At 63.4% G+C, this 21,808-nt stretch carries 20 protein-coding genes and 1 riboswitch; of the genes, 17 read left to right on the top strand and 3 right to left on the bottom strand.

Annotated features, from left to right (window positions below):
• Positions 1-10 precede the first annotated feature (10 nt).
• From cobW to FJ979_RS01715, 3 genes are all read right to left on the bottom strand, one after another.
• On the bottom strand, positions 11-1,063 hold the full coding sequence (cobW, locus tag FJ979_RS01725) for a cobalamin biosynthesis protein CobW (RefSeq protein ID WP_140495572.1): 1,053 nt from the start codon (positions 1,061-1,063) through the stop codon (positions 11-13).
• 2 nt (positions 1,064-1,065) lie between these two features.
• A complete protein-coding gene (locus FJ979_RS01720) occupies positions 1,066-1,512 on the bottom strand; it encodes a DUF1636 family protein (RefSeq protein ID WP_140495573.1) in 447 nt (148 codons plus the stop codon).
• Between the two features lie 37 nt (positions 1,513-1,549).
• Positions 1,550-1,754, bottom strand: a riboswitch (cobalamin riboswitch).
• Positions 1,755-1,783: 29 nt separating this feature from the next.
• Positions 1,784-2,983: a winged helix-turn-helix domain-containing protein gene (locus FJ979_RS01715; protein WP_140495574.1), complete on the bottom strand. Its 1,200-nt coding sequence runs from the start codon at positions 2,981-2,983 to the stop codon at positions 1,784-1,786.
• Between the two features lie 333 nt (positions 2,984-3,316).
• Here FJ979_RS01715 and FJ979_RS01710 point away from each other — a divergent pair, with 333 nt between their 5' ends.
• The 17 genes from FJ979_RS01710 to FJ979_RS01630 all read left to right on the top strand — a co-directional run bounded on the left by FJ979_RS01710 (position 3,317) and on the right by FJ979_RS01630 (position 21,801).
• Entirely contained in the window at positions 3,317-3,682 is a 366-nt protein-coding gene (locus tag FJ979_RS01710) for an NADH-quinone oxidoreductase subunit A (protein WP_140495575.1), read from the top strand.
• Positions 3,673-4,254 carry an NADH-quinone oxidoreductase subunit B gene (locus tag FJ979_RS01705; protein ID WP_140495576.1) on the top strand — a complete coding sequence of 194 codons (582 nt, stop codon included), beginning with the start codon at positions 3,673-3,675 and terminating at the stop codon, positions 4,252-4,254. The genes FJ979_RS01710 and FJ979_RS01705 overlap by 10 nt, the downstream gene beginning before the upstream one ends.
• Positions 4,255-4,258: 4 nt before the next feature.
• Complete coding sequence (locus tag FJ979_RS01700) at positions 4,259-4,861, top strand: NADH-quinone oxidoreductase subunit C (protein ID WP_140495577.1); 603 nt, start codon at positions 4,259-4,261, stop codon at positions 4,859-4,861.
• Positions 4,861-6,051, top strand: a complete 1,191-nt coding sequence (locus FJ979_RS01695; RefSeq protein ID WP_140495578.1) for an NADH-quinone oxidoreductase subunit D — start codon at positions 4,861-4,863, stop codon at positions 6,049-6,051. Before FJ979_RS01700 ends, FJ979_RS01695 begins: the two co-directional genes overlap by 1 nt.
• The gene (locus FJ979_RS01690) at positions 6,052-7,329 is read left to right on the top strand and encodes an NADH-quinone oxidoreductase subunit E (protein WP_140495579.1); all 1,278 of its coding nucleotides are present in this window, start codon (positions 6,052-6,054) and stop codon (positions 7,327-7,329) included.
• Positions 7,330-7,339: 10 nt separating this feature from the next.
• Entirely contained in the window at positions 7,340-8,644 is a 1,305-nt protein-coding gene (nuoF, locus tag FJ979_RS01685; protein WP_140521143.1) for an NADH-quinone oxidoreductase subunit NuoF, read from the top strand.
• A gap of 76 nt (positions 8,645-8,720) precedes the next feature.
• Entirely contained in the window at positions 8,721-9,416 is a 696-nt protein-coding gene (locus tag FJ979_RS01680) for an NADH-ubiquinone dehydrogenase (protein WP_140579849.1), read from the top strand.
• Positions 9,417-9,489: 73 nt separating this feature from the next.
• On the top strand, positions 9,490-11,571 hold the full coding sequence (gene nuoG / locus FJ979_RS01675) for an NADH-quinone oxidoreductase subunit NuoG (RefSeq protein ID WP_140579848.1): 2,082 nt from the start codon (positions 9,490-9,492) through the stop codon (positions 11,569-11,571).
• Between the two features lie 2 nt (positions 11,572-11,573).
• Entirely contained in the window at positions 11,574-12,617 is a 1,044-nt protein-coding gene (gene nuoH, locus FJ979_RS01670; RefSeq protein WP_140495583.1) for an NADH-quinone oxidoreductase subunit NuoH, read from the top strand.
• Positions 12,617-13,108, top strand: coding sequence for an NADH-quinone oxidoreductase subunit NuoI (gene nuoI / locus FJ979_RS01665; RefSeq protein ID WP_140495584.1), 492 nt, complete (start codon positions 12,617-12,619; stop codon positions 13,106-13,108). Before nuoH ends, nuoI begins: the two co-directional genes overlap by 1 nt.
• A 226-nt stretch (positions 13,109-13,334) precedes the next feature.
• Positions 13,335-13,955 (top strand): NADH-quinone oxidoreductase subunit J, encoded by a 621-nt coding sequence (locus FJ979_RS01660; RefSeq protein ID WP_140495585.1) that lies wholly within the window; start codon positions 13,335-13,337, stop codon positions 13,953-13,955.
• A gap of 1 nt (position 13,956) precedes the next feature.
• Positions 13,957-14,265 carry an NADH-quinone oxidoreductase subunit NuoK gene (gene nuoK, locus FJ979_RS01655; protein WP_019858930.1) on the top strand — a complete coding sequence of 103 codons (309 nt, stop codon included), beginning with the start codon at positions 13,957-13,959 and terminating at the stop codon, positions 14,263-14,265.
• Between the two features lie 10 nt (positions 14,266-14,275).
• A complete protein-coding gene (gene nuoL, locus FJ979_RS01650; RefSeq protein ID WP_140579847.1) occupies positions 14,276-16,249 on the top strand; it encodes an NADH-quinone oxidoreductase subunit L in 1,974 nt (657 codons plus the stop codon).
• Positions 16,249-17,754 (top strand): NADH-quinone oxidoreductase subunit M, encoded by a 1,506-nt coding sequence (locus FJ979_RS01645; RefSeq protein ID WP_140579846.1) that lies wholly within the window; start codon positions 16,249-16,251, stop codon positions 17,752-17,754. Before nuoL ends, FJ979_RS01645 begins: the two co-directional genes overlap by 1 nt.
• A 19-nt stretch (positions 17,755-17,773) precedes the next feature.
• Positions 17,774-19,210, top strand: coding sequence for an NADH-quinone oxidoreductase subunit NuoN (gene nuoN / locus FJ979_RS01640; protein ID WP_140495588.1), 1,437 nt, complete (start codon positions 17,774-17,776; stop codon positions 19,208-19,210).
• A 4-nt stretch (positions 19,211-19,214) separates the two neighbouring features.
• On the top strand, positions 19,215-20,036 hold the full coding sequence (locus FJ979_RS01635) for a biotin--[acetyl-CoA-carboxylase] ligase (protein WP_140579845.1): 822 nt from the start codon (positions 19,215-19,217) through the stop codon (positions 20,034-20,036).
• A gap of 94 nt (positions 20,037-20,130) precedes the next feature.
• Complete coding sequence (locus FJ979_RS01630; RefSeq protein WP_140495590.1) at positions 20,131-21,801, top strand: ribonuclease J; 1,671 nt, start codon at positions 20,131-20,133, stop codon at positions 21,799-21,801.
• Positions 21,802-21,808 lie beyond the last annotated feature (7 nt).

The following is a 21,808-nucleotide window of genomic DNA, read 5'->3' as shown; positions in this document are numbered from 1 at the left end:
CGGTGTTGCCTCAGCCGGCGAGGATATGCTCGATCGCCGGGCGGTTCAGCCCCTTGAGGCCGATGACGACCAGGCGCGAGCGGCGGTCGTCGTCAGCCGTCCAGGCGCGGTCATAATAATGATTGACGCGCGGACCGACCGCCTGCAGCAACAGCCGCATCGGCTTGCCGCCGACCTCGACGAAGCCTTTCACCCGCAGCACGTTCTCCTGTTCGGCGGCGGTCGCGACGCGCTTTGCCAGGTCGTCCGGGTTGGCGATCGAGGGGATGTCGACGATGAACGTATCGAAGTCGTCGTGCTCGTGGTCGAAGGCGCCGTCATGATGGGACTTGCGGTTCTCGATGTCGTCCTCGACGGCGAGGCCTAGCCCGAGCAGCACGGACGGATCGACCTTGCCATGAGCCGTCGGCACGACCTTCACGGCGCGGGCGGAGTGTTCGCCAATGATGGCGTTGGCGCGAGCCGAACCTGCGGCATCCATCAGGTCGCTCTTCGACAGGATGATGAGGTCGGCGCAGGCGATCTGGTCCTCGAACACCTCCTCGACGGGGTCGTCGTGGTCCAGTGTCTGGTCCTGCGCGCGTTGCGCCTGCAGGGCGTCCATGTCGTTGGCGACGCGCCCCTCGGCCAATGCCGGACCGTCGACCACGGCGATTACGCCGTCGACTGTCACCCGGCTCTTCACTGTCGGCCACTGGAAGGCCTGGACCAGCGGCTTGGGCAGAGCCAAGCCTGAGGTCTCGATCAGGATGTGGTCGACCTTCGGCGTCAGCGACAGGATCTGGTCGAGCGCCGGGACGAAATCGTCGGCGACGGTGCAGCAGATGCAGCCATTGGCCAGTTCGACGATGTTTTCCTCCGGGCAGGTGTCGATGCCGCAGCCCTTGAGGATCTCGCCGTCGATTCCGATGTCGCCGAATTCGTTGACGATGATGGCGATCCGCTTGCCGCCCGCGTTCTCCAGGAGATGGCGGACCAGCGTGGTCTTGCCGGCACCCAGGAAGCCGGTGACCACGGTACAGGGGACGCGGGAGAGAGTGGCGGCGGAAACTGCGGCGGTCATGATCAGTCCTTCAGCATGTCGAGGGGAGGAATGCGGGCGACGAGGCCGCGCTTGAGGGAATCCGGGCGACCACGCCACGGAATGAGGCCGTTGGTCGAAGCGGCGAAGAGTTTCGCGCCGGTGACGAGATCGGCGCCGCTGGCGATGTTCAGGTCGCCGAAGACATAACTCCAGCAGCCGTCGCGAAGAATCGCGGCACTGAGACGGCGCTTGCAGTTGCCGAGGCATTCGACGGTGCGGACACGGACATTGTCGGCCGTTGCGGCTTGGCGCGTATCTTGAGCCAAAACTTCGCCGGCGCGGGGATGGGCATCGGAACCGGTCTCGTCGCGGCAGGAAGCGCAGATGATGACAGTGACGCCGGCCAAGGCGTCGCTATCGCCAGACAAGTCGCTATCGCCAGACAAAATGTCCGCTGTTTCAGCCGGGAAACTGCTGTCGCGTTCCAAATTGGGCTCCTTGCCCGGAAAACCCGCCGGGCGATCGGATTCTTATGTCTCAGACGGCAGGTCTCCTGGCTCGCGGGTCATCGCCTTCGTGCCGCCTTCCCGGGACCGTCCCAGTGGTTTTCGGCCTTGGCTCGTCGCTTACAGTTGCGGGGACAGCCGCGGATTTGAAATCGAGATTTCGCACCGCATTCCCTCTTGGCTCCTCCCTTTGCCGAGAGGAGACCGTCTGGAATGGATTTAGGCTCTTGCAGGCGGCGGTGTCAACGCGCGTCTACGACACGGCAATGTCGGCGAGCGGCTGCCCAAGGTCGCCGGCGGGCGTAACCTCGATCCGTTCGAGGCCGAGCCAGCCCTGCATCTGCGTCAATTCCTGGAAGAGTTGCGCGGCGGTTTCAGGCGGCGCGCCGGGCTCGGCATAGGCCGCGTGGACGCGTAGCACGCTGGCCGGCCGGTCGGCCTTGAGGTCGACGCGCGCCACGATCCTGTCGCCGAGCAGGAACGGCAGGACGTAATAGCCGTATTGCCGTTTTTCGGCAGGGGTGTAGATTTCTATGCGGTAGTGGAAATCGAACAGCCGCTCCGTGCGCGAGCGCTCGAAAACGACCGGATCGAACGGCGCCAGCAAGGCGCGGGCCTCGATTTTTCGTGGAATACGAGCCTCCTTATGGAGGTAAGCCGGTTTGTTCCAGCCCTCGACACGCACCGGCACCAGCTCGCCTGTTTCAACCAGCTCCTCCAGCCGGCCCTTCATGTCGGCCGGCGACAGGCGGAAATAGTCGCGCAGGTCGCTTGCTGTCGCGACGCCATGAGCGCGGGCGGATATCCGCAGCAATTCCCGATGCGCGTCCTCGGCTGACGGCACCGGCAGATCGAGGATCGCCTGCGGCAGCACGCGCTCGGGCAGATCGTAGAAGCGTTCGAAGCCACGGCGGTGCGCGGTGGTGATGCGTCCTGCCCAGAACAGCCATTCGAAGGCATGCTTGGCGTGGCTCCAGCCCCACCAGCCGCCGGACCCTTTCTGGCCTTCGAGCGCGGAGGCGGCGATCGGGCCGCGCTCCGCGACCTCGCGGTAGATCTCTTCGATATAGGCGGCGTGCTCGCGGCCCCATTTGGCGAGACCCAGATACATTTCATCGCCACGCTCGGCGCGCTGCATGCGCCAACGCATCAGGGGATAGGTCTCGACCGGCAGGAAGGAAGCCTCGTGCGCCCAGTATTCGAAAACCGTGCGCTTGCGCGTGACGGCGGCGTTGTCGAGCAAGGCGAACGGGTAGGGGCCAAGGCGCGAGTAGAGCGGCATGTAGTGAGCGCGCACCACCGCGCTGACGGAATCGATCTGCAGCAGGCCGGTGCGCGAGAGCACGCGGGCGAAGTGGCGTCGGTCGGGCGTGCCGGCGGGGCGGGGATCAGTGAACCCTTGGGCGGCGAGCGCGATGCGCCGGGCCGTGGCAAGCGAGATCTTTTCCTTCATTCGGATGCGACTCTGATGGCTTGTTGAGCGTCGTTCGGACAGTTGATTCCGGCCATGCTAGCAGGGTTTTGGCGGCAACTCTGTCAGGAGAGAAAAGTGGAGTAAAAAGCGAAGGAAATCAGACAGGAGCGGATCGGACCAGTTTCTTCCCTTATGCCGTCCAGGCCAGTGTTTTGAACAAGGTTTGACTTGCTTCGCCGGAAGCGCTGCGCTAACCCTCGCCGCGTTGCAGCAAAGGCCCCTTAAAACGGTTCAGCGGTTAAACTGTCACGCTTCCGAAATGGGGTCTGGTGCTGTAATCAAAATGGATTGGCGCCAACGGAAAGCCGCAGCATGAACGCACTTCTCAGTTCGTACCTGCCCATCGTCCTGTTTATCGCAGTGGCGGCGGCTGTCGGCGTCGCGCTTATCGTGGCGCCGTTCCTGGTGGCCTACCGCAATCCCGACCCGGAAAAGCTTTCCGCCTACGAATGCGGGTTCAACTCGTTCGATGACGCCCGTATGAAGTTCGACATCCGCTTCTACCTGGTGTCGATCCTGTTCATCATCTTCGACCTGGAAGTGGCCTTCCTGTTTCCGTGGGCGGTGTCGTTCTCGAAAATCGGCATGCTCGGTTTCTGGTCGATGATGGTGTTTTTGGCGGTGCTGACCATCGGCTTTGCCTATGAATGGAAAAAAGGAGCGCTCGAATGGGATTGAGCGACAGTTCCGGCACGCTCGTCGCGCCGAAGCCCAAGGGTCTGATCGATCCCAATACCGGCAGGCCGGTTGGGTCCGATGATCCGTTCTTCCTCGAAATCAACAACGAACTCGCCGACAAGGGCTTTCTCGTCACCTCGACCGAGGCGCTGATCACCTGGGCGCGCAGCGGCTCGCTGATGTTCATGACCTTCGGCCTCGCCTGCTGCGCCGTCGAGATGATCCACACCTCGATGCCGCGTTACGATTCGGAGCGGTTCGGTGTTGCTCCTCGCGCGTCTCCGCGCCAGTCCGACATCATGATCGTTGCCGGCACGCTGACCAACAAGATGGCCCCGGCGCTGCGCAAGGTGTACGACCAGATGCCGGAGCCGCGCTACGTCATCTCGATGGGCTCCTGCGCCAATGGCGGCGGCTATTACCACTATTCCTATTCGGTGGTGCGCGGCTGCGACCGCATCGTGCCGGTCGACATCTATGTGCCCGGCTGTCCGCCGAGCGCCGAAGCGCTGCTCTATGGCATTCTTCTGCTGCAGAAGAAGATCCGCCGCACCGGCACGATCGAACGGTAAATCCATGGCCGCATCCCTGAGCGAACTGTCGACCTATCTCGGCGAAAAATTGATTGGCCGCGTCAATGAAGCAGTGTTCGCCTATGGCGAACTCACCATCCATGTCGAACCGCGCGATCTGATCGAAGTGGTGACTTTCCTGCGTGACGATCCGCGCTGCCAATTCATCTCGGTCATCGATGTCTGCGGCGCCGATTATCCGTCGCGGGCCAAGCGCTTCGACGTCGTCTATCACCTGTTGTCGCCGAAGCAGAACGTGCGTATCCGCATCAAGGTGCAGGCCGACGAGGAGACGATGGTGCCGTCGATCACCGGCGTCTATCCCGGCGCCGACTGGTTCGAGCGCGAGACCTACGATCTCTATGGCGTGCTGTTTTCGGGTCACCCCGATCTGCGGCGCATTCTCACCGATTACGGTTTCGACGGTCACCCGCTGCGCAAGGATTTCCCGCTGACCGGCTTCGTCGAGGTGCGTTACGACGACGAAGCCAAGCGCGTCATCTACGAGCCGGTGGAACTGAAGCAGGAATTCCGCAATTTCGATTTTCTGTCCCCATGGGAAGGCACCGATTACGTGCTGCCAGGGGATGAGAAGGCAAAGCAGTAATGGCTGAAACCTCCGTCCGCAATTTTAACATCAACTTCGGACCGCAACACCCTGCCGCGCATGGTGTTTTGAGATTGGTTCTGGAGTTGGACGGCGAAGTGGTCGATCGTGTCGATCCGCATATCGGGCTCTTGCATCGCGGCACCGAAAAGCTGATCGAGCACAAAACCTACCTGCAGGCAGTGCCTTATCTCGACCGGCTCGACTATTGCGCGCCGATGAACCAGGAGCATGCCTTCGCACTGGCCGCCGAGCGCCTGCTCGGCATCGAGGTGCCGAAGCGCGGTCAGCTGATCCGCGTGCTCTACTGCGAGATCGGCCGCATCATGTCGCACATCCTCAATGTGACGACGCAGGCGCTGGACGTCGGCGCGCTGACGCCGCCTCTGTGGGGCTTCGTCGAGCGCGAAAAGCTGATGGTGTTCTATGAGCGCGCCTCGGGTTCGCGCATGCATGCCGCCTATTTCCGTCCGGGCGGCGTTCACCAGGACCTGCCGCAGAAGCTGCTCGAGGACATCGGCAAGTGGATCGATCCGTTCCTGAAGTCGATCGACGACCTCGATCAGTTGCTGACCGGCAATCGCATCTTCAAGCAGCGCAATGTCGATATCGGCACGGTTTCGCTGGCCGACGCCTGGGCCTGGGGCTTTTCCGGCGTCATGGTGCGTGGCTCGGGCGCTGCCTGGGACCTGCGCAGATCGCAGCCCTATGAATGCTATTCGGAGCTCGATTTCGATATTCCGATCGGCAAGAACGGCGACTGTTTCGACCGTTACCTCGTGCGCATGGAAGAGATGCGCCAGTCGGCGAAGATCATGCGCCAGTGCATCGATCTCCTGCTCGGCAAGGAAAGCGCCGGGCCGGTGTCGAACCTCGACGGCAAGGTCGTGCCGCCAAAGCGCCAGGCGATGAAGCGCTCGATGGAAGCGCTGATCCACCACTTCAAGCTCTACACCGAGGGCTACCGCGTGCCGGCCGGCGAGGTCTATGCGGCGGTCGAGGCGCCCAAGGGCGAGTTCGGCGTCTATCTGGTCTCCGACGGCACCAACAAGCCTTATCGCTGCAAGCTGCGCGCGCCCGGTTTCGCGCATCTCCAGGCCATGGATTTCCTGTGCCGCGGTCACATGCTGGCCGACGTCACCGCCGTCCTCGGCTCCCTCGACATCGTGTTTGGTGAGGTCGATCGCTAAATGTCAGTCCGTCGTCTCGCAGAAGCCAGCGTCCAGCCAGCATCCTTCGCCTTCAACCGGGCGAACGCGGCCGCGGCCAAGCAATGGATCAAGAAGTACCCGAAGGGCCGGGAACAGTCTGCGATCATTCCACTGCTGATGCTGGCGCAGGAGCAGGAAGGCTGGGTCACCAAGGCGGCGATCGAGACGATTTCGGACATGCTCGGCATGCCGCGCATCCGCGGGCTCGAGGTCGCGACCTTCTACACGCAGTACCAGCTGAATCCTGTCGGCACGCGGGCGCACATCCAGGTTTGCGGCACCACGCCCTGCATGCTGCGCGGCTCGGAAGCGCTGATGGACGTGTGCCGCTCCAAGATCCACCATGACCAGTTCCACACCAACGACAAGGGAACGCTGTCGTGGGAAGAGGTCGAATGCCTCGGCGCCTGCGTCAACGCGCCGATGGTCATGATCTTCAAGGACACGTTCGAAGACCTGACGCCGGAACGGCTGGCCGAAATCATTGATCTCTACGATGCGGGCAAGGGGGCCTCGGTGACGCCGGGGCCGCAGAACGGCCGCACCGGCTCGGAGCCGGCCGCCGGCCTCACGACGCTGAAAAGCGAGAAGGCGATCCTCAAGTCGACCCGTGACAGGGAGGCCAGGGAAGCCGCCAAGGCCGCCAAGGCGGCACCCGACGCGATCATCGCGGCGCCGGTGCCAACGCCGGCCGCCACCCCTGTCGCGCCGTCCAATGCCAGCAAGCCGAAAACCGATGCGGCTGAAACCAGCCCGGCGCTGAAAACGCCGTCGCCGGCCAAGGTCGCGTCGGCAACGGAAAAAGCGGCGAGCGTCGCGGCTCCCCGCCACTCGGCGACAAACGCCAACAAGGCGGCGCCCGAGGTCGAGAAAGTTTTGAAGCCGCGCAGCGGCCCCCTGAACAAGGCTGAGCCGGCTTCCGCGTTCAAGTCGCCGGAAACCAAGCTTCCCGCCAAAGCGGCCAAGCCTTCGTTGGAAGACAAGAACCGGCCGGCCGGCATCGCCAGGCCGGCGCTGGTCGACGATCTCAAGCTGATCTCCGGCGTCGGCCCGAGGACCGAGAGCATCCTGCATTCGCTCGGCATCTTCACCTTCGCCCAGGTTGCGTCTTGGAAGAAGGCCGAACGGGAGTGGGTGGACAGCTATCTCTCCTTCCGCGGCCGCATCGAGCGAGACGACTGGGTCAAGCAGGCCAAGGCGCTCGCCAAGGGCGGCGTCGCCGAATATATCCGCGTCTTCGGCAAGAAGCCGGTCTGAGGGACGAACAATGCTTCAGGACAAAGACCGCATCTTCACCAACATCTACGGCCTCTTCGACAAGTCGCTGGCCGGCGCAATGGCGCGCGGCGCCTGGGACAACACGCCCGGCATCGTCGCCAAGGGGCGCGAGTGGATCGTCAACGAGATGAAGGCGTCGGGCCTGCGCGGCCGCGGCGGCGCCGGTTTCCCGACCGGCTTGAAATGGTCGTTCATGCCCAAGCAGAGTGACGGCCGGCCGAGCTATCTCGTCATCAATGCCGACGAATCCGAGCCCGGTACCTGCAAGGACCGCGACATTCTGCGCAACGATCCGCACACGCTGGTCGAGGGCGCCTTGCTCGCCGGCTTCGCCATGGGCGCGGTCGCGGCCTACATCTATGTGCGCGGCGAGTTCATCCGCGAGCGCGAGGCGCTGCAGCGTGCCATCGACGAGGCCTATGAGGCCAAGCTGATCGGCAAGGGCAACACTTCAGGCTACGATTTCGACGTCTATATGCACCATGGCGCCGGGGCTTATATCTGCGGCGAGGAGACGGCGCTGCTCGAAAGCCTCGAGGGAAAGAAGGGCCAGCCCAGGCTGAAGCCACCATTTCCGGCCAATGTCGGCCTTTATGGCTGCCCGACCACCGTCAACAACGTCGAATCGATCGCTGTGGCGCCGACGATCCTGCGTCGGGGCGCGGCCTGGTTCTCATCCTTCGGCCGGCCCAACAATGTCGGCACCAAGCTGTTCTGCGTCTCCGGCCACGTCAACAATCCGTGCACCGTCGAAGAGGCGATGTCGATCCCGTTCCGCGAGCTGATCGAGACGCATTGCGGCGGCATCCGTGGCGGCTGGGACAATCTTCTGGCGGTCATTCCTGGCGGCGCCTCGGTGCCGCTGGTGCCGGCCGAGCAGATCATCGATACGCCGATGGATTTCGACGCGCTGCGCGACCTCAAATCCGGCCTCGGCACGGCGGCCGTCATCGTCATGGACAAGTCGACCGATGTCGTCAAAGCCATCGCGCGGCTGTCCTACTTCTACAAGCATGAGAGCTGCGGCCAATGCACGCCGTGCCGTGAAGGCACCGGCTGGATGTGGCGGGTGATGGAACGGCTGGTGCGCGGCGAGGCGCAGAAGCGCGAGATCGACATGCTGCTCGACGTGACCAAGCAGGTCGAAGGCCACACGATCTGCGCGCTGGGCGACGCGGCCGCTTGGCCGATCCAGGGCCTGATGCGGCACTTCCGCGGCGAGGTGGAGCGGCGCATCGACGAGTTTTCGCGCAACGCGCACCGGGCCGAGCCGGTGTTGGTGGCGGCGGAATAGAGAAGCATTGAATGGGCGATAGCCCGGAGCGAGAAGAACGGGGCGGGGCGAACGAAGAAACGACCAGGAGAATTCTATGGCGCCGTATTCGACACCCCACCCGTTGATGCCCAATTTGGACCAGATCGAGAAGATGAACCAGGACCTGACCAGGATGATGCCGAAGGAGATGGCCGGCGCCGTCAACCTTCTGGCGCACCCTGTCGCGGGCGCGGCGGCGATGTCGGCTCTGGGACTTGGGCTCGCCAACCACGCTTTCGGCGTCTGGTTGGGCGCGCTGTCGGGCGCAGCCGAGGCGTCGCAACGCCTCATGCAGCCGCTCATCGAGGATTTCGAGGCGCGCGTCGAACAATTCGAGGATGCGAGCCTTTCATCCACCAGAGCGCGGGCGACGGCCAAGACCCTGATTGCGGAGGCGCAGTCCTTCGCGCAGGAAGTCACCGACATTGCCGCCAGGGAGGCCGCCACCACGGTGCCGGCGGCACAGGCGGGGCGGTCAGCGGACGAGCTTCCGGATGTGCTGCTGCCCGAGGATTTCAGGCAGCCCAAGGCTGTGGACAGGCCGGGGAAGCCTTCGGATCTCAAGAAGATATCGGGCATCGGCCCGAAGCTGGAGACGGTGCTCAATGGGCTCGGCATCTGGACGTTCCGCCAGATCGCCGACTGGTCACCCGAAGAGATCGCCTGGGTCGACGACTACCTGTCGTTCAACGGCCGTATCGTGCGCGACGACTGGATTGCCCAGGCGGCTGTGCTGGCCGCGAAGAAGTGAGTGAAATGCCGGGCGCCGCGTCTGTCGCGCCCGGGAAATGAGATTGCGGGAAATCCGCAGAGGTTTGAGGCGAATGGCAAAGCTCAAGGTCGACGGGAAAGAAATCACTGTACCCGACCATTACACGCTGCTGCAGGCGGCAGAGGACGCGGGCGCGGAAGTGCCGCGCTTCTGCTTCCACGAGCGGTTGTCGATCGCCGGCAATTGCCGCATGTGCCTGATCGAGGTGAAGGGCGGGCCGCCCAAGCCGCAAGCGTCCTGCGCCATGGGCGTGCGCGACCTGCGTCCCGGTCCGAACGGAGAAGCGCCGGAAATCTTCACCAACACGCCGATGGTCAAGAAGGCCAGGGAAGGCGTGATGGAATTCCTGCTGATCAACCATCCGCTGGATTGCCCGATCTGCGACCAGGGCGGCGAATGCGACCTGCAGGACCAGGCGATGGCCTTCGGCGTTGATTCCTCGCGCTATCACGAGAACAAGCGCGCGGTCGAAGACAAGTATATCGGCCCGCTGGTCAAGACGGTGATGAACCGCTGCATCCACTGCACGCGCTGCGTTCGCTTCACCACCGAGGTTGCCGGCATTTCCGAACTCGGCCTGATCGGCCGCGGCGAGGATGCCGAGATCACCACCTATCTCGAGCAGGCGATGACCTCGGAGCTGCAGGGCAATGTCATCGACCTGTGCCCCGTCGGCGCGCTGACCTCCAAGCCTTTCGCCTTCCAGGCACGGCCGTGGGAACTGACCAAGACCGAATCCATCGACGTCATGGATGCCGTCGGCTCGGCGATCCGCGTCGACAGCCGCGGCCGCGAGGTGATGCGCATCCTGCCGCGCGTCAACGAGGCGGTGAACGAGGAGTGGATCTCCGACAAGACCCGCTTCATCTGGGACGGCCTGCGCACGCAGCGTCTCGACCGGCCCTATGTACGCAAGGACGGTAAGCTGGACCCGGCGAGCTGGGCCGAGGCCTTCACGGCGATCAAGGACGCCGTGTCGAAGACTACGCCCGAGAAGATCGGCGCCATAGCGGGCGATCTTGCCGCGGTCGAGGAAATCTACGCGCTGAAGCTCCTGATGGCCGCACTCGGTTCGAAGAACATGGATTGCCGCCAGGACGGCGCCGCGCTCGACCCGTCGCTTGGCCGGGCAAGCTACATTTTCAACCCCACCATCGAAGGCATCGAACAGGCGGACGCGGTGCTGATCATCGGCGCCAATCCGCGCTTCGAAGCCTCGGTGCTCAACGCCCGCATCCGCAAGCGCTGGCGGGTCGGCAATCTGCCGGTCGGCGTCATCGGCGATGTCGGGGATACACGCTATGACTACGAACTGCTGGGCGCAGGACCGGAATCGCTCAAGGATCTGGCCGACGGCGATGGCAAGTTCTTCCAGGTGCTGAAGAAGGCCACGCATCCGCTCATCATCGTCGGCCAGGGCGCGCTGGCACGCCCCGATGGCGCGGCGGTGCTCGGCCAGGCAGCGAAGCTCGCCATGGCCGTGAACGCCGCGCGCGCGGACTGGAACGGCTTTGCCGTGCTGCACAATGCGGCTGGACGCGTCGGCGGCCTCGACCTTGGCTTCGTGCCGAGCGAGGGCGGCAGGAACGTCGCCGGCATGCTGGGCGAGACGGACGTGCTGTTCCTGCTCGGCGCCGACGAGATCGACATGGCAAAGACCGGCGGCGCTTTCGTGGTCTATGTGGGCACCCATGGCGATGCCGGCGCGCACCGCGCCAACGTCATCCTGCCGGGCGCTGCCTACACCGAGAAGTCGGGCACCTATGTCAACACGGAAGGGCGCGTGCAGCAGACCAACCGCGCCGGCTTCGCGCCGGGCGACGCGCGCGAGGATTGGGCCATCGTCAGGGCATTGTCGGATGTACTGGGCAAGAAGTTGCCGTTTGATTCGCTGCCGCAGCTGCGCGCTAAACTCTACGGCGAATACCCGCATCTTGCCCGCATCGACCAGGTTGCTGCGGGCAATGCCGAGGATATCGCCAATGTGGCGAAGCTTGGCGGACGGCTGAACAAGGGCACGTTCACGTCGCCGGTCCAGGACTTCTACCTGACCAACCCGATCGCGCGGGCCTCTGCCGTGATGGCGGAGTGCTCTGCGCTGGCCAAGAGCGGCTTCAAGCAGGCGGCGGAATAAGCATGGACACCTTCTTCTCCTTCTACGTGCTGCCGGCGCTGATCATCGTGTTGAAGTCGGTCGTGCTGATCGTCGTGCTTCTCATCGCCGTCGCCTACCTGCTCTATGCCGACCGCAAGATCTGGGCGGCGGTGCAACTGCGCCGCGGCCCGAACGTCGTCGGCCCCTGGGGCACGCTGCAGGCCTTTGCCGACCTGTTGAAGTTCGTCTTCAAGGAGCCGGTGATCCCGTCCGGCGCCAACAAGGGCGTGTTCCTTTTGGCGCCGTTGGTATCGGCGGTTCTGGCGATCTCGGCCTGGGCGGTCATTCCGGTCAGCCAGGGCTGGGCCGTCGCCAACGTCAATGTGGGTATCCTCTATGTCTTCGCCATCTCCTCGCTCGAGGTCTATGGCGTGATCATGGGCGGCTGGGCGTCCAATTCGAAATATCCGTTCCTCGGGGCGCTGCGTTCGGCCGCACAAATGGTGTCCTACGAGGTCTCGATCGGCTTCGTCATCGTCACCGTGCTGCTTTGCGTCGGCTCGCTCAACCTGTCCGACATCGTGCTGTCGCAGCAGGATGGGCTCGGCACCAGGCTCGGCCTGCCCAACACCTTCCTCGACTGGCACTGGCTGTCGCTGTTGCCGATGTTCGTCATCTTCTTCATCTCGGCGCTAGCCGAGACGAATCGCCCGCCTTTCGACCTCGTCGAAGCCGAATCGGAACTGGTCGCCGGCCACATGGTCGAATATTCGTCGACGCCGTTCCTGCTGTTCTTCCTCGGCGAATATGTCGCCGTCGTGCTGATGTGCGCGCTGGCCACCATCCTGTTCCTCGGCGGCTGGCTGCCGCCGTTCGACTTCGCGCCCTTCACCTGGGTGCCGGGGGTGATCTGGTTCGTGCTCAAGATCTGCCTGATGTTCTTCATGTTCTCCATGGTGAAAGCGTTCGTGCCGCGTTACCGCTACGACCAGCTGATGCGGCTTGGCTGGAAGGTGTTCCTGCCGATCTCGCTGTTCATGGTGGTGCTGACCGCCGCCTTCCTCAAGATCACGGGGTTTGCGTGATGTCCGCTCTGTCCCAGGCCGCCAAATCGCTGCTGCTGAAGGATTTCGTCAGCGCCTTCTTCTTGTCGATGCGCCAGTTCTTCGCGCCGAAGGAGACGATCAATTATCCGCACGAGAAAGGGCCGGTGAGCCCACGCTTCCGGGGCGAGCATGCCTTGCGCCGTTATCCCAATGGCGAGGAACGCTGCATCGCCTGCAAATTGTGCGAGGCGATCTGTCCGGCGCAGGCCATCACCATCGAGGCCGGCCCGCGCCGCAACGACGGCACGCGCCGTACCGTGCGCTACGACATCGATATGGTGAAGTGCATCTATTGCGGCTTCTGCCAGGAAGCCTGCCCGGTCGACGCCATCGTCGAGGGGCCGAATTTCGAATTCGCGACCGAGACGCGCGAGGAACTCTACTACGACAAGGACAGGCTGCTGGCGAATGGCGACCGGTGGGAGCGCGAACTGGCGCGCAACATCTCGCTGGACGCACCGTACCGCTGATATCGCATGGACAGGGGCGAGGGCCCTTGTCCGGGGATGACCCGAAGCATTTCAGGCAAGGTCATCCCTCAGGACTTCAGAGTTGCCCATGTTTCTTTGCGCCGGGTCTTTCAACCCGGTTGGAACATGGGCTAGGACAACGCGGCTTCGCACCGGAGGCGGAACGAAGCCACAGACAACAAACAGGACGAACGTCCTGTTTGGACAGGAACCCGGGGGAACCCCAATGCTGAGTGGACTAGAGGCGGCCTTTTTCTACCTCTTCGCCTTTGTCGCCGTGGCGTCGGCGTTCATGGTCATTTCGTCGCGCAACCCCGTGCATTCGGTGCTGTTCCTGATCCTGACCTTCTTCAACGCCGCCGGCCTGTTCATGCTGACGGGCGCCGAGTTCCTGGCGATGATCCTGCTCGTCGTCTATGTCGGCGCTGTCATGGTGCTGTTCCTGTTCGTCGTCATGATGCTCGACGTCGACTTCGCCGAGATGAAGGAGGGCGCTCTGCAATATGCGCCGATCGGCGCGCTGGTCGGACTGATCCTGGCGGCGGAACTGATCGTGGTGCTCGGCGGCTATACCTTCGCGCCGCAGCTCGCCTCGACGGTATCGAAGCCGATTCCCGATCTCGCGGCGCGCTCGAATACGGCAGCGCTCGGCGACATCCTCTATACGGACTACCTCTACTACTTCCAGATCTCGGGCCTCGTGCTGCTGGTGGCCATGATCGGTGCCATCGTTTTGACGCTGCGCCACAAGGAAGGGGTCAAGCGGCAGTCGATCGCAGCCCAGGTCGCCCGCACGGCGGCGACGGGCATGGAAATCCGCAAGGTCAAGTCGGGCGAAGGAGTCTGAGATGGTCGTCGGCATCGCACATTATCTGACCGTATCGGCGATCCTTTTCACGCTCGGCGTGTTCGGCATCTTCCTGAACCGTAAGAACGTGATCGTCATCCTGATGTCGGTCGAGTTGATCCTGCTTGCGGTCAATATCAATTTCGTCGCCTTTTCGGCGGCTCTCGGCGACCTCGTCGGCCAGGTGTTCGCGCTGTTCGTGCTGACGGTCGCGGCGGCGGAGGCCGCCATCGGACTTGCCATTCTCGTCGTCTTCTTCCGCAACCGCGGCTCGATCGCGGTCGAAGACGTGAACATGATGAAGGGTTGACGGAACCACCATGTACCAGGCCATCGTCTTCCTTCCGCTGCTCGGCTTCCTGATCGTCGGCCTGTTCGGCACGTCGCTCGGCGCCAAGGCGTCCGAATACATCACCTCCGGCTTCCTGGTGATCGCGGCGGTGCTGTCGTGGGTTGCTTTCTTCACCGTCGGCTTCGGCCATGGCGAGGTGTTCACCGTGCCGGTGCTGCGCTGGATCCAGTCCGGCGGACTGGAGGCGTCCTGGGCGCTCAGGATCGACACTCTGACGGTGGTCATGCTGGTGGTGGTCAACACCGTGTCGGCGCTGGTCCATATCTACTCGATCGGCTACATGCACCACGATCCGAACCGGCCGCGTTTCTTTGCCTATCTGTCGCTGTTCACCTTCGCCATGCTGATGCTGGTGACGGCCGACAACCTCGTGCAGATGTTCTTCGGTTGGGAAGGGGTGGGCCTGGCGTCCTACCTGCTGATCGGCTTCTGGTACAAGAAGCCCTCGGCCAACGCCGCGGCCATCAAGGCCTTCGTCGTCAACCGCGTCGGCGATTTCGGCTTCGCGCTCGGCATCTTCGGCGTGTTCGTGCTGTTCGGCTCGGTCAATCTCGGCACCATCTTCGCCAATGCGGCGACGTTCATCCCGGCTGAAGGCGCCCCGCAAGGTGCTGCGGTGCTGACCTTCCTCGGTTATGCGCTGGATAAGCAGGCAGCGATGACGATCGTCTGCCTGCTGCTGTTCATGGGTGCCATGGGCAAGTCGGCGCAGGTGCCGCTGCACACCTGGCTGCCGGACGCCATGGAAGGCCCGACGCCGGTCTCGGCGCTCATCCATGCCGCCACCATGGTGACGGCCGGCGTGTTCATGCTGGCGCGGCTGTCGCCGCTGTTCGAGCTGTCGCATTCGGCGCTGACGGTGGTGACCTTCATCGGCGCCTTCACCGCCTTCTTCGCGGCGACCGTCGGCCTCGTCCAGAACGACATCAAGCGCGTCATCGCCTATTCGACCTGCTCGCAACTTGGCTACATGTTCGTGGCGCTCGGCGTCGGCGCCTATGGCGCGGCGATCTTCCACCTGTTCACGCATGCCTTCTTCAAGGCGCTGCTGTTCCTCGGCTCGGGCTCGGTCATCCATGCGGTTTCCGACGAGCAGGACATGCGCAAGATGGGCGGCCTGAGGACGCTGATCCCGACGACCTACTGGATGATGGTAATCGGCACCCTGGCGCTGACCGGCGTCGGCATTCCGGTCACCGTTATCGGCACCGCCGGGTTCTTCTCCAAGGATGCCATCATCGAGACGGCCTTTGCCGGGCATAATTCCGTGGCGGGCCTCGCCTTCGTGCTGCTGGTGATCGCCGCCGGCTTCACCTCCTTCTATTCCTGGCGGCTGATCTTCATGACCTTCCACGGCAGGCCGCGGGCGAGCCATGAGGTGATGCACCATGTCCATGAATCGCCGCCGGTGATGCTGGTGCCGCTGTTCGTGCTGGCGGCGGGCGCGCTGTTTGCCGGCATCATCTTCCACGGTGCCTTCATCGGCGAAGGCTATGCCGAATTCTGGAAGGCGTCGCTGTTCACGCTGCCGGACAATCACATCCTGCACGACATCCACGAACTGCCGCTATGGGTCGAGTTGTCGCCGTTCATCGCCATGCTGATCGGCCTGGCGCTGGCGTGGAAGTTCTACATCCGCTCGCCGGAAGTGCCGGTCAACCTGGCGGCCCAGCATCGCGGGCTCTATGCCTTCCTGCTCAACAAATGGTATTTCGACGAGCTCTATGACTTCCTGTTCGTGCGGCCGGCCAAACGCCTCGGTTCCTTCCTGTGGAAGACCGGCGACGGCACCGTCATCGACGGTCTCGGGCCTGACGGCATTTCGGCACGCGTCGTCGATGTCACCAACCGCGTCGTCAAGTTGCAGACCGGCTATCTCTATCACTATGCCTTCGCCATGCTGATCGGCGTTGCCGCATTCGTCACCTGGATGATGCTCTGATGACCGCCTGGCCAATTCTCTCGCTGGTCACCTTCCTGCCGCTGGTTGGTGTGCTGCTCATCCTGCTCATCAACGACGACAGCGAAAACGCACGCCGCAACATCCGCGCCATCGCGCTGCTGACGACGACGTTCACCTTCATCATCTCGCTGTTCATCTGGACCGGCTTCGACAATTCGCAAGCCGGCTTCCAGTTCGTCGAGAAGGTCGCCTGGCTCGATTCCGGCATCTCCTACCATATGGGCGTCGACGGCATTTCGATGCTGTTCGTCATCCTGACGACATTCCTGATGCCGCTCTGCATCCTGGCGTCGTGGGAAGCGATCGAAAAGCGCGTCAAGGCCTACATGATCGCCTTCCTGCTGCTCGAAACGCTGATGATCGGCGTGTTCTGCGCGCTCGACATCGTGCTGTTCTACGTCTTCTTCGAAGCCGGCCTGATCCCGATGTTCATCATCATCGGCGTCTGGGGCGGCAAGCGCCGCGTCTATGCCTCCTTCAAGTTCTTCCTCTACACGCTCGCCGGCTCGGTGCTGATGCTGCTCGCCATCATGGCGATGTTCTACCAGTCCGGCACGACCGATATCCCGACGCTGTTGACGCACAATTTCCCCGCCAACATGCAGACATGGCTGTGGCTCGCCTTCTTCGCCTCCTTCGCGGTGAAGATGCCGATGTGGCCGGTGCATACCTGGCTGCCGGATGCGCATGTCGAGGCGCCGACAGCCGGTTCGGTGATCCTGGCCGCCATTCTGTTGAAGATGGGCGGATACGGCTTCCTGCGGTTCTCCTTGCCGATGTTCCCGCTGGCCTCCGAGATGTTCGCGCCGCTGGTCTTCGCACTTTCGGTCGTCGCCATCATCTACACCTCGCTGGTGGCGCTGATGCAGGAGGACATGAAGAAGCTGATCGCCTATTCGTCGGTCGCCCATATGGGCTTCGTGACCATGGGCATCTTCGCCATGAACCAGGAAGGCGTGCAGGGCGCGATCTTCCAGATGCTCAGCCACGGCCTGGTCTCGGGCGCGCTGTTCCTGTGCGTCGGCGTCATCTATGACCGCATGCACACGCGTGAGATCGCCGCCTATGGCGGCCTAGTCAACAACATGCCAAAATACGCCACCGTGTTCCTGATCTTCACCATGGCCAATGTCGGCCTGCCGGGCACGTCAGGCTTCGTCGGCGAGTTCCTGACCATGCTCGGCGTGTTCCGGGTCAATACCTGGGTGGCGTTCTTCGCTGCCACCGGCGTCATCCTGTCGGCCGCCTACGCGCTTTGGCTCTACCGCCGGGTGATCTTCGGCGCGCTGACCAAGGACAGCCTCAAGGGCCTGCTCGACCTGTCGACACGCGAGAAGGCGATCATCTATCCGCTGGTTGTGCTGGTCATCTTCTTCGGCGTCTATCCCGCTCCCGTCTTCGACGCGACGGCCCAGTCGGTCAAGTCGCTCGTCACCAATGTCACCGCATCCATCGGCGCCGCGCAGACCGCGGCGGCGAACTGACCCAGGGGTTTTGCGAACCATGACGCCGGACCTTCTCTCCAGCCTGTCGCTCTCGACGCCCGAGCTGATCCTTGCCATCGGCGCGCTCGCGCTGCTGATGGTCGGGGCCTATTCGCGCGCCAACACCGCCAACACCGTAACCGGCCTTGCCGTCGCCGTGCTGGTGATATCGGGCGCCTGGCTGATCTTTTCCACCGGGCAGGGCAGTGCCTACGGCAATGCCTTCATCCAGGATTCCTTTGCCCGCTTCATGAAGCTGCTGGCGCTGGTGGGCTCGGCGGTGACGCTGATCATGTCGATGCGCTTCGCCAGGGCGGAGCGGTTCGACAAGTTCGAATATCCGGTGCTGATCCTTCTGTGCACGCTCGGCATGATGCTGATGATCTCCGCCAACGGCATGATCGGGCTTTATCTCGGCCTCGAGCTTCAGTCGCTGGCGATCTATGTCTTGTGCGCGATCAACCGCGAGAACCTGCGCTCGACCGAGGCGGGCCTGAAGTACTTCGTCCTCGGCGCGCTGTCGTCGGGCATGCTGCTCTATGGCATCAGCCTGGTCTATGGTTATACCGGCAACACCGGGTTCCAGGAGATCGCGACGGCGCTGGGCGGCGGAGAGCGCCAGCTTGGCCTCGTCTTCGGCCTGGTCTTCGTGCTGGCCGGCCTCGCCTTCAAGATCTCGGCGGTGCCGTTCCACATGTGGACGCCCGACGTCTATGAGGGTGCGCCGACACCGGTGACGGCTTTCCTGGCGGCGGCACCCAAAATGGCGGCTATGGCGCTGATCGTGCGCGTCACCATGGGCGCGTTCAAGCCGATCGCTTCCGACTGGCAGCAGATCATCGTCTTCATCTCCATCGCCTCGATGGCGCTCGGCTCTTTCGCGGCGATCGGCCAGACCAACATCAAGCGCCTGATGGCCTACTCCTCGATCGGCCACATGGGCTACGCGCTGGTTGGCCTTGCCGCCAACAGCCAGGCCGGCGTGCGCGGCGTCGCGATCTACATGCTGATCTATCTGGTGATGACGCTCGGCACCTTCGCCTTCATTCTCGCCATGCGGCGCAAGGAAGGCAATGTCGAGCAGATCAGCGACCTGGCAGGCCTGTCCTCGACCAACCCGATCATGGCGACGATCCTGACCATCCTGATGTTCTCGCTGGCCGGCATCCCGCCGCTCGCCGGCTTCTGGGGGAAGTGGTACGTCTTTCTCGCCGCCATCAATGCCAACCTCTACGCGCTGGCGATCATCGGCGTGCTGGCCTCGGTAGTGGGCGCCTATTATTACCTGCGCATCATCAAGATCATGTGGTTCGACGAACCGGTCGGCGGCTTCGTGCCGATGGCCAGTGAATTGCGCCTCGTACTCGGTGTCTCCGGCGCTTTCGTGCTGTTCTATGTGCTGATCGGCGGTCCGATCGGCACCTATGCCGAAGCCGCCGCCAAGACATTCTTCTGACGGGATGGCATTTCGGCTGGCTCCAACCTCGGCGTCGGAAGGATTCCGGCTGGAGGCGCATGACAGCGTCGGCTCCACCAATGCGCTGGCGCTGGATCACGCCCGGGCCGGCGACCCCGGCAGATTGTGGGTCGTTTCCAAGAAACAGGAAAGCGGGCGCGGGCGGCGCGGCCGCGTCTGGGCGACACCCGAGGGAAATCTGGCGGCGACGCTGCTCGTCCTCACCGGGGGCGAGCTTCGACTCGCCGCGACGCTCGGTTTCGTCGCCGGCCTGGCGCTGGCCGATGCGCTCGATGCCGTGGTGCCGGCGGGCCGGATCGCCATCGGCCTCGACGGCGGCAATGAAGGCAAGAACCATTTCGAGCTGAAATGGCCGAACGACGTGCTCGCCTCCGGCGCCAAGCTTGCCGGCATTCTGCTGGAATCGGCCATGCTGGACGGCGGCCGTTTCGCGGTGGCGGTCGGCATCGGCGTCAATGTTGTGGCATACCCTGAGGATTTGCCGTATCCCGCGACGTCGCTTCACGCATTGGGTGCGGCATGCGATGCCGAAACGCTGTTCCTGGCTCTGTCGGATGCCTGGAGCGAGAATGCCCGCCTGTGGGACGACGGGCGCGGACTTGCCGCCGTCAGGCGGCGCTGGCTGGCACGCGCGGCAGGGCTTGGCGGCGAGGTTGCTGTCAGAATTGACGGTAATGTGGTGCGCGGGGTGTTCGAGACCATTGACGAGGACTGCCGTTTCGTGATCCGCGACGATGAGGGCTCGGTTTTGACGATCGCCGCCGGCGATGTGCATTTCGGCGCGGTCGCATCCGCCCGGGTATAGTTTTGTTTTTGCGCAATTCCAGACGGAAAACCGTTACAGACTTTTCCCGGAATTGCTTCAATGGCTTGGCCTGAGGGCCAGGAAGGAAAAAATCATGGCGAAAGCGGAAAACGCCGAACTCGTCTTCGTGCCGCTGGGCGGCGTCGGCGAGATCGGTATGAACTTCGCTCTCTACGGCTATGGTCCGCCGAGCGCGCGCGAATGGATCGTCATCGACGTCGGCGTCACCTTTCCCGACGCGGCGCATCCGGGCGTCGACCTGATCCTGCCCGACACGCGCTTCATCGAAGAGAACATCGCCAATTTGCGCGGTATCGTGATCACCCACGCGCATGAGGACCACTATGGCGCGCTGCTGGATATCTGGCCGAGGCTCAAGGCGCCGGTGTGGATGACGCCGTTCAGCGCCGGGCTGCTGGAAGCCAAGCGCCAGGGCGAGCAGGGCGCGCCGAAGATCCCGCTGACCATCTACCGCGCGGGCGAAAAATTCACTGTCGGTCCGTTCGAAATCGAGGCGATCCCGGTCGCGCATTCGATTCCCGAACCGATGTCGCTGGCCATCACCTCGCCGGCAGGCACCGTCATCCACACCGGCGACTGGAAGATCGACCCGGCGCCGACGATCGGACCCAAGACCGACGAAGCACGGTTCCGCGCCTATGGCGACAAGGGCGTGCTGGCGCTGGTCTGCGATTCGACCAATGCTATGCGCGAAGGCGAATCGCCATCGGAAGTCGCGGTCGGCGAGGGGCTGAAAGGGGTTATCCAGGCCGCCAAGGGCCGCGTCGCCGTCACCACCTTCTCGTCCAATGTCGGCCGTATCGTTTCCATCGCCAAGGCGGCGCGCGATGCCGGCCGTCAGTGCCTGGTGCTCGGCCGGTCGCTGAAGCGCGTCATCGATGTCGCCGGCGAACTCGGCTACATGGACGGTCTGCCTGAGTTCATCGCCGAGGAGGATTTCGGCTTCATTCCGCGCGAAAACCTGGTCGTCATCTGCACCGGCAGCCAGGGCGAGCCGCTGGCGGCGCTTGCCAAGCTCTCGCGCGACGAGATGAAGTCGGTGTCGCTGACGGCCGGCGACACGGTGGTGTTTTCCTCGCGCACCATTCCCGGCAACGAGAAGGCGATCCTCGAAATTAAGAACCGCCTCGTCGATCTCGGCATCAAGATCATCGAGGACGGCGATGCGCTGGTTCATGTCTCCGGCCATCCGCGGCGCAGCGAATTGCGCAAGATGTATGAATGGGTACGGCCGCAGATCGGCGTTCCAGTGCATGGCGAGGCCGCGCATCTGGTGGCGCAGGGCTCGCTGATGTCGACGTCGGGCATCGGCCAGGTGGCGCAGGTGCGCGACGGCGACATGCTGCGGCTTGCTCCCGGCCCTGCCACGATCATCGACCAGGTGCCGTTCGGCCGCATCTACAAGGACGGCAGGTTGATCGGCACCGACCAGGCGATGGGCATTCGCGACCGTCGCAAACTGTCCTTTGCCGGCCATGTCGCGGTCAATGTGGTGCTGGACGAGAAGTATGAGCTCGCCGGCGATCCCGATCTGGTCGCAATCGGCGTCGCCGAGGCCGACGCCAGAGGCGAGACGCTGGAGGACCTGATGATCGATGCGGCAATCGGCGCGGTGGACTCCATCCCCCGTCAGCGCCGAAAAGACCTCGATCTGGTGCAGGAGGCGGTACGCCGTGCCGTACGTGGCGCCGCCAACGAAGCCTGGGGCAAGAAACCGCTGGTGACTGTATTTGTCACGCGGTGACGAATAG

Source organism: Mesorhizobium sp. B1-1-6 (assembly GCF_006443035.1).
Taxonomy (GTDB): Bacteria; Pseudomonadota; Alphaproteobacteria; order Rhizobiales; family Rhizobiaceae; genus Mesorhizobium.
This window is presented reverse-complemented; position numbering and strand designations above follow the sequence as displayed.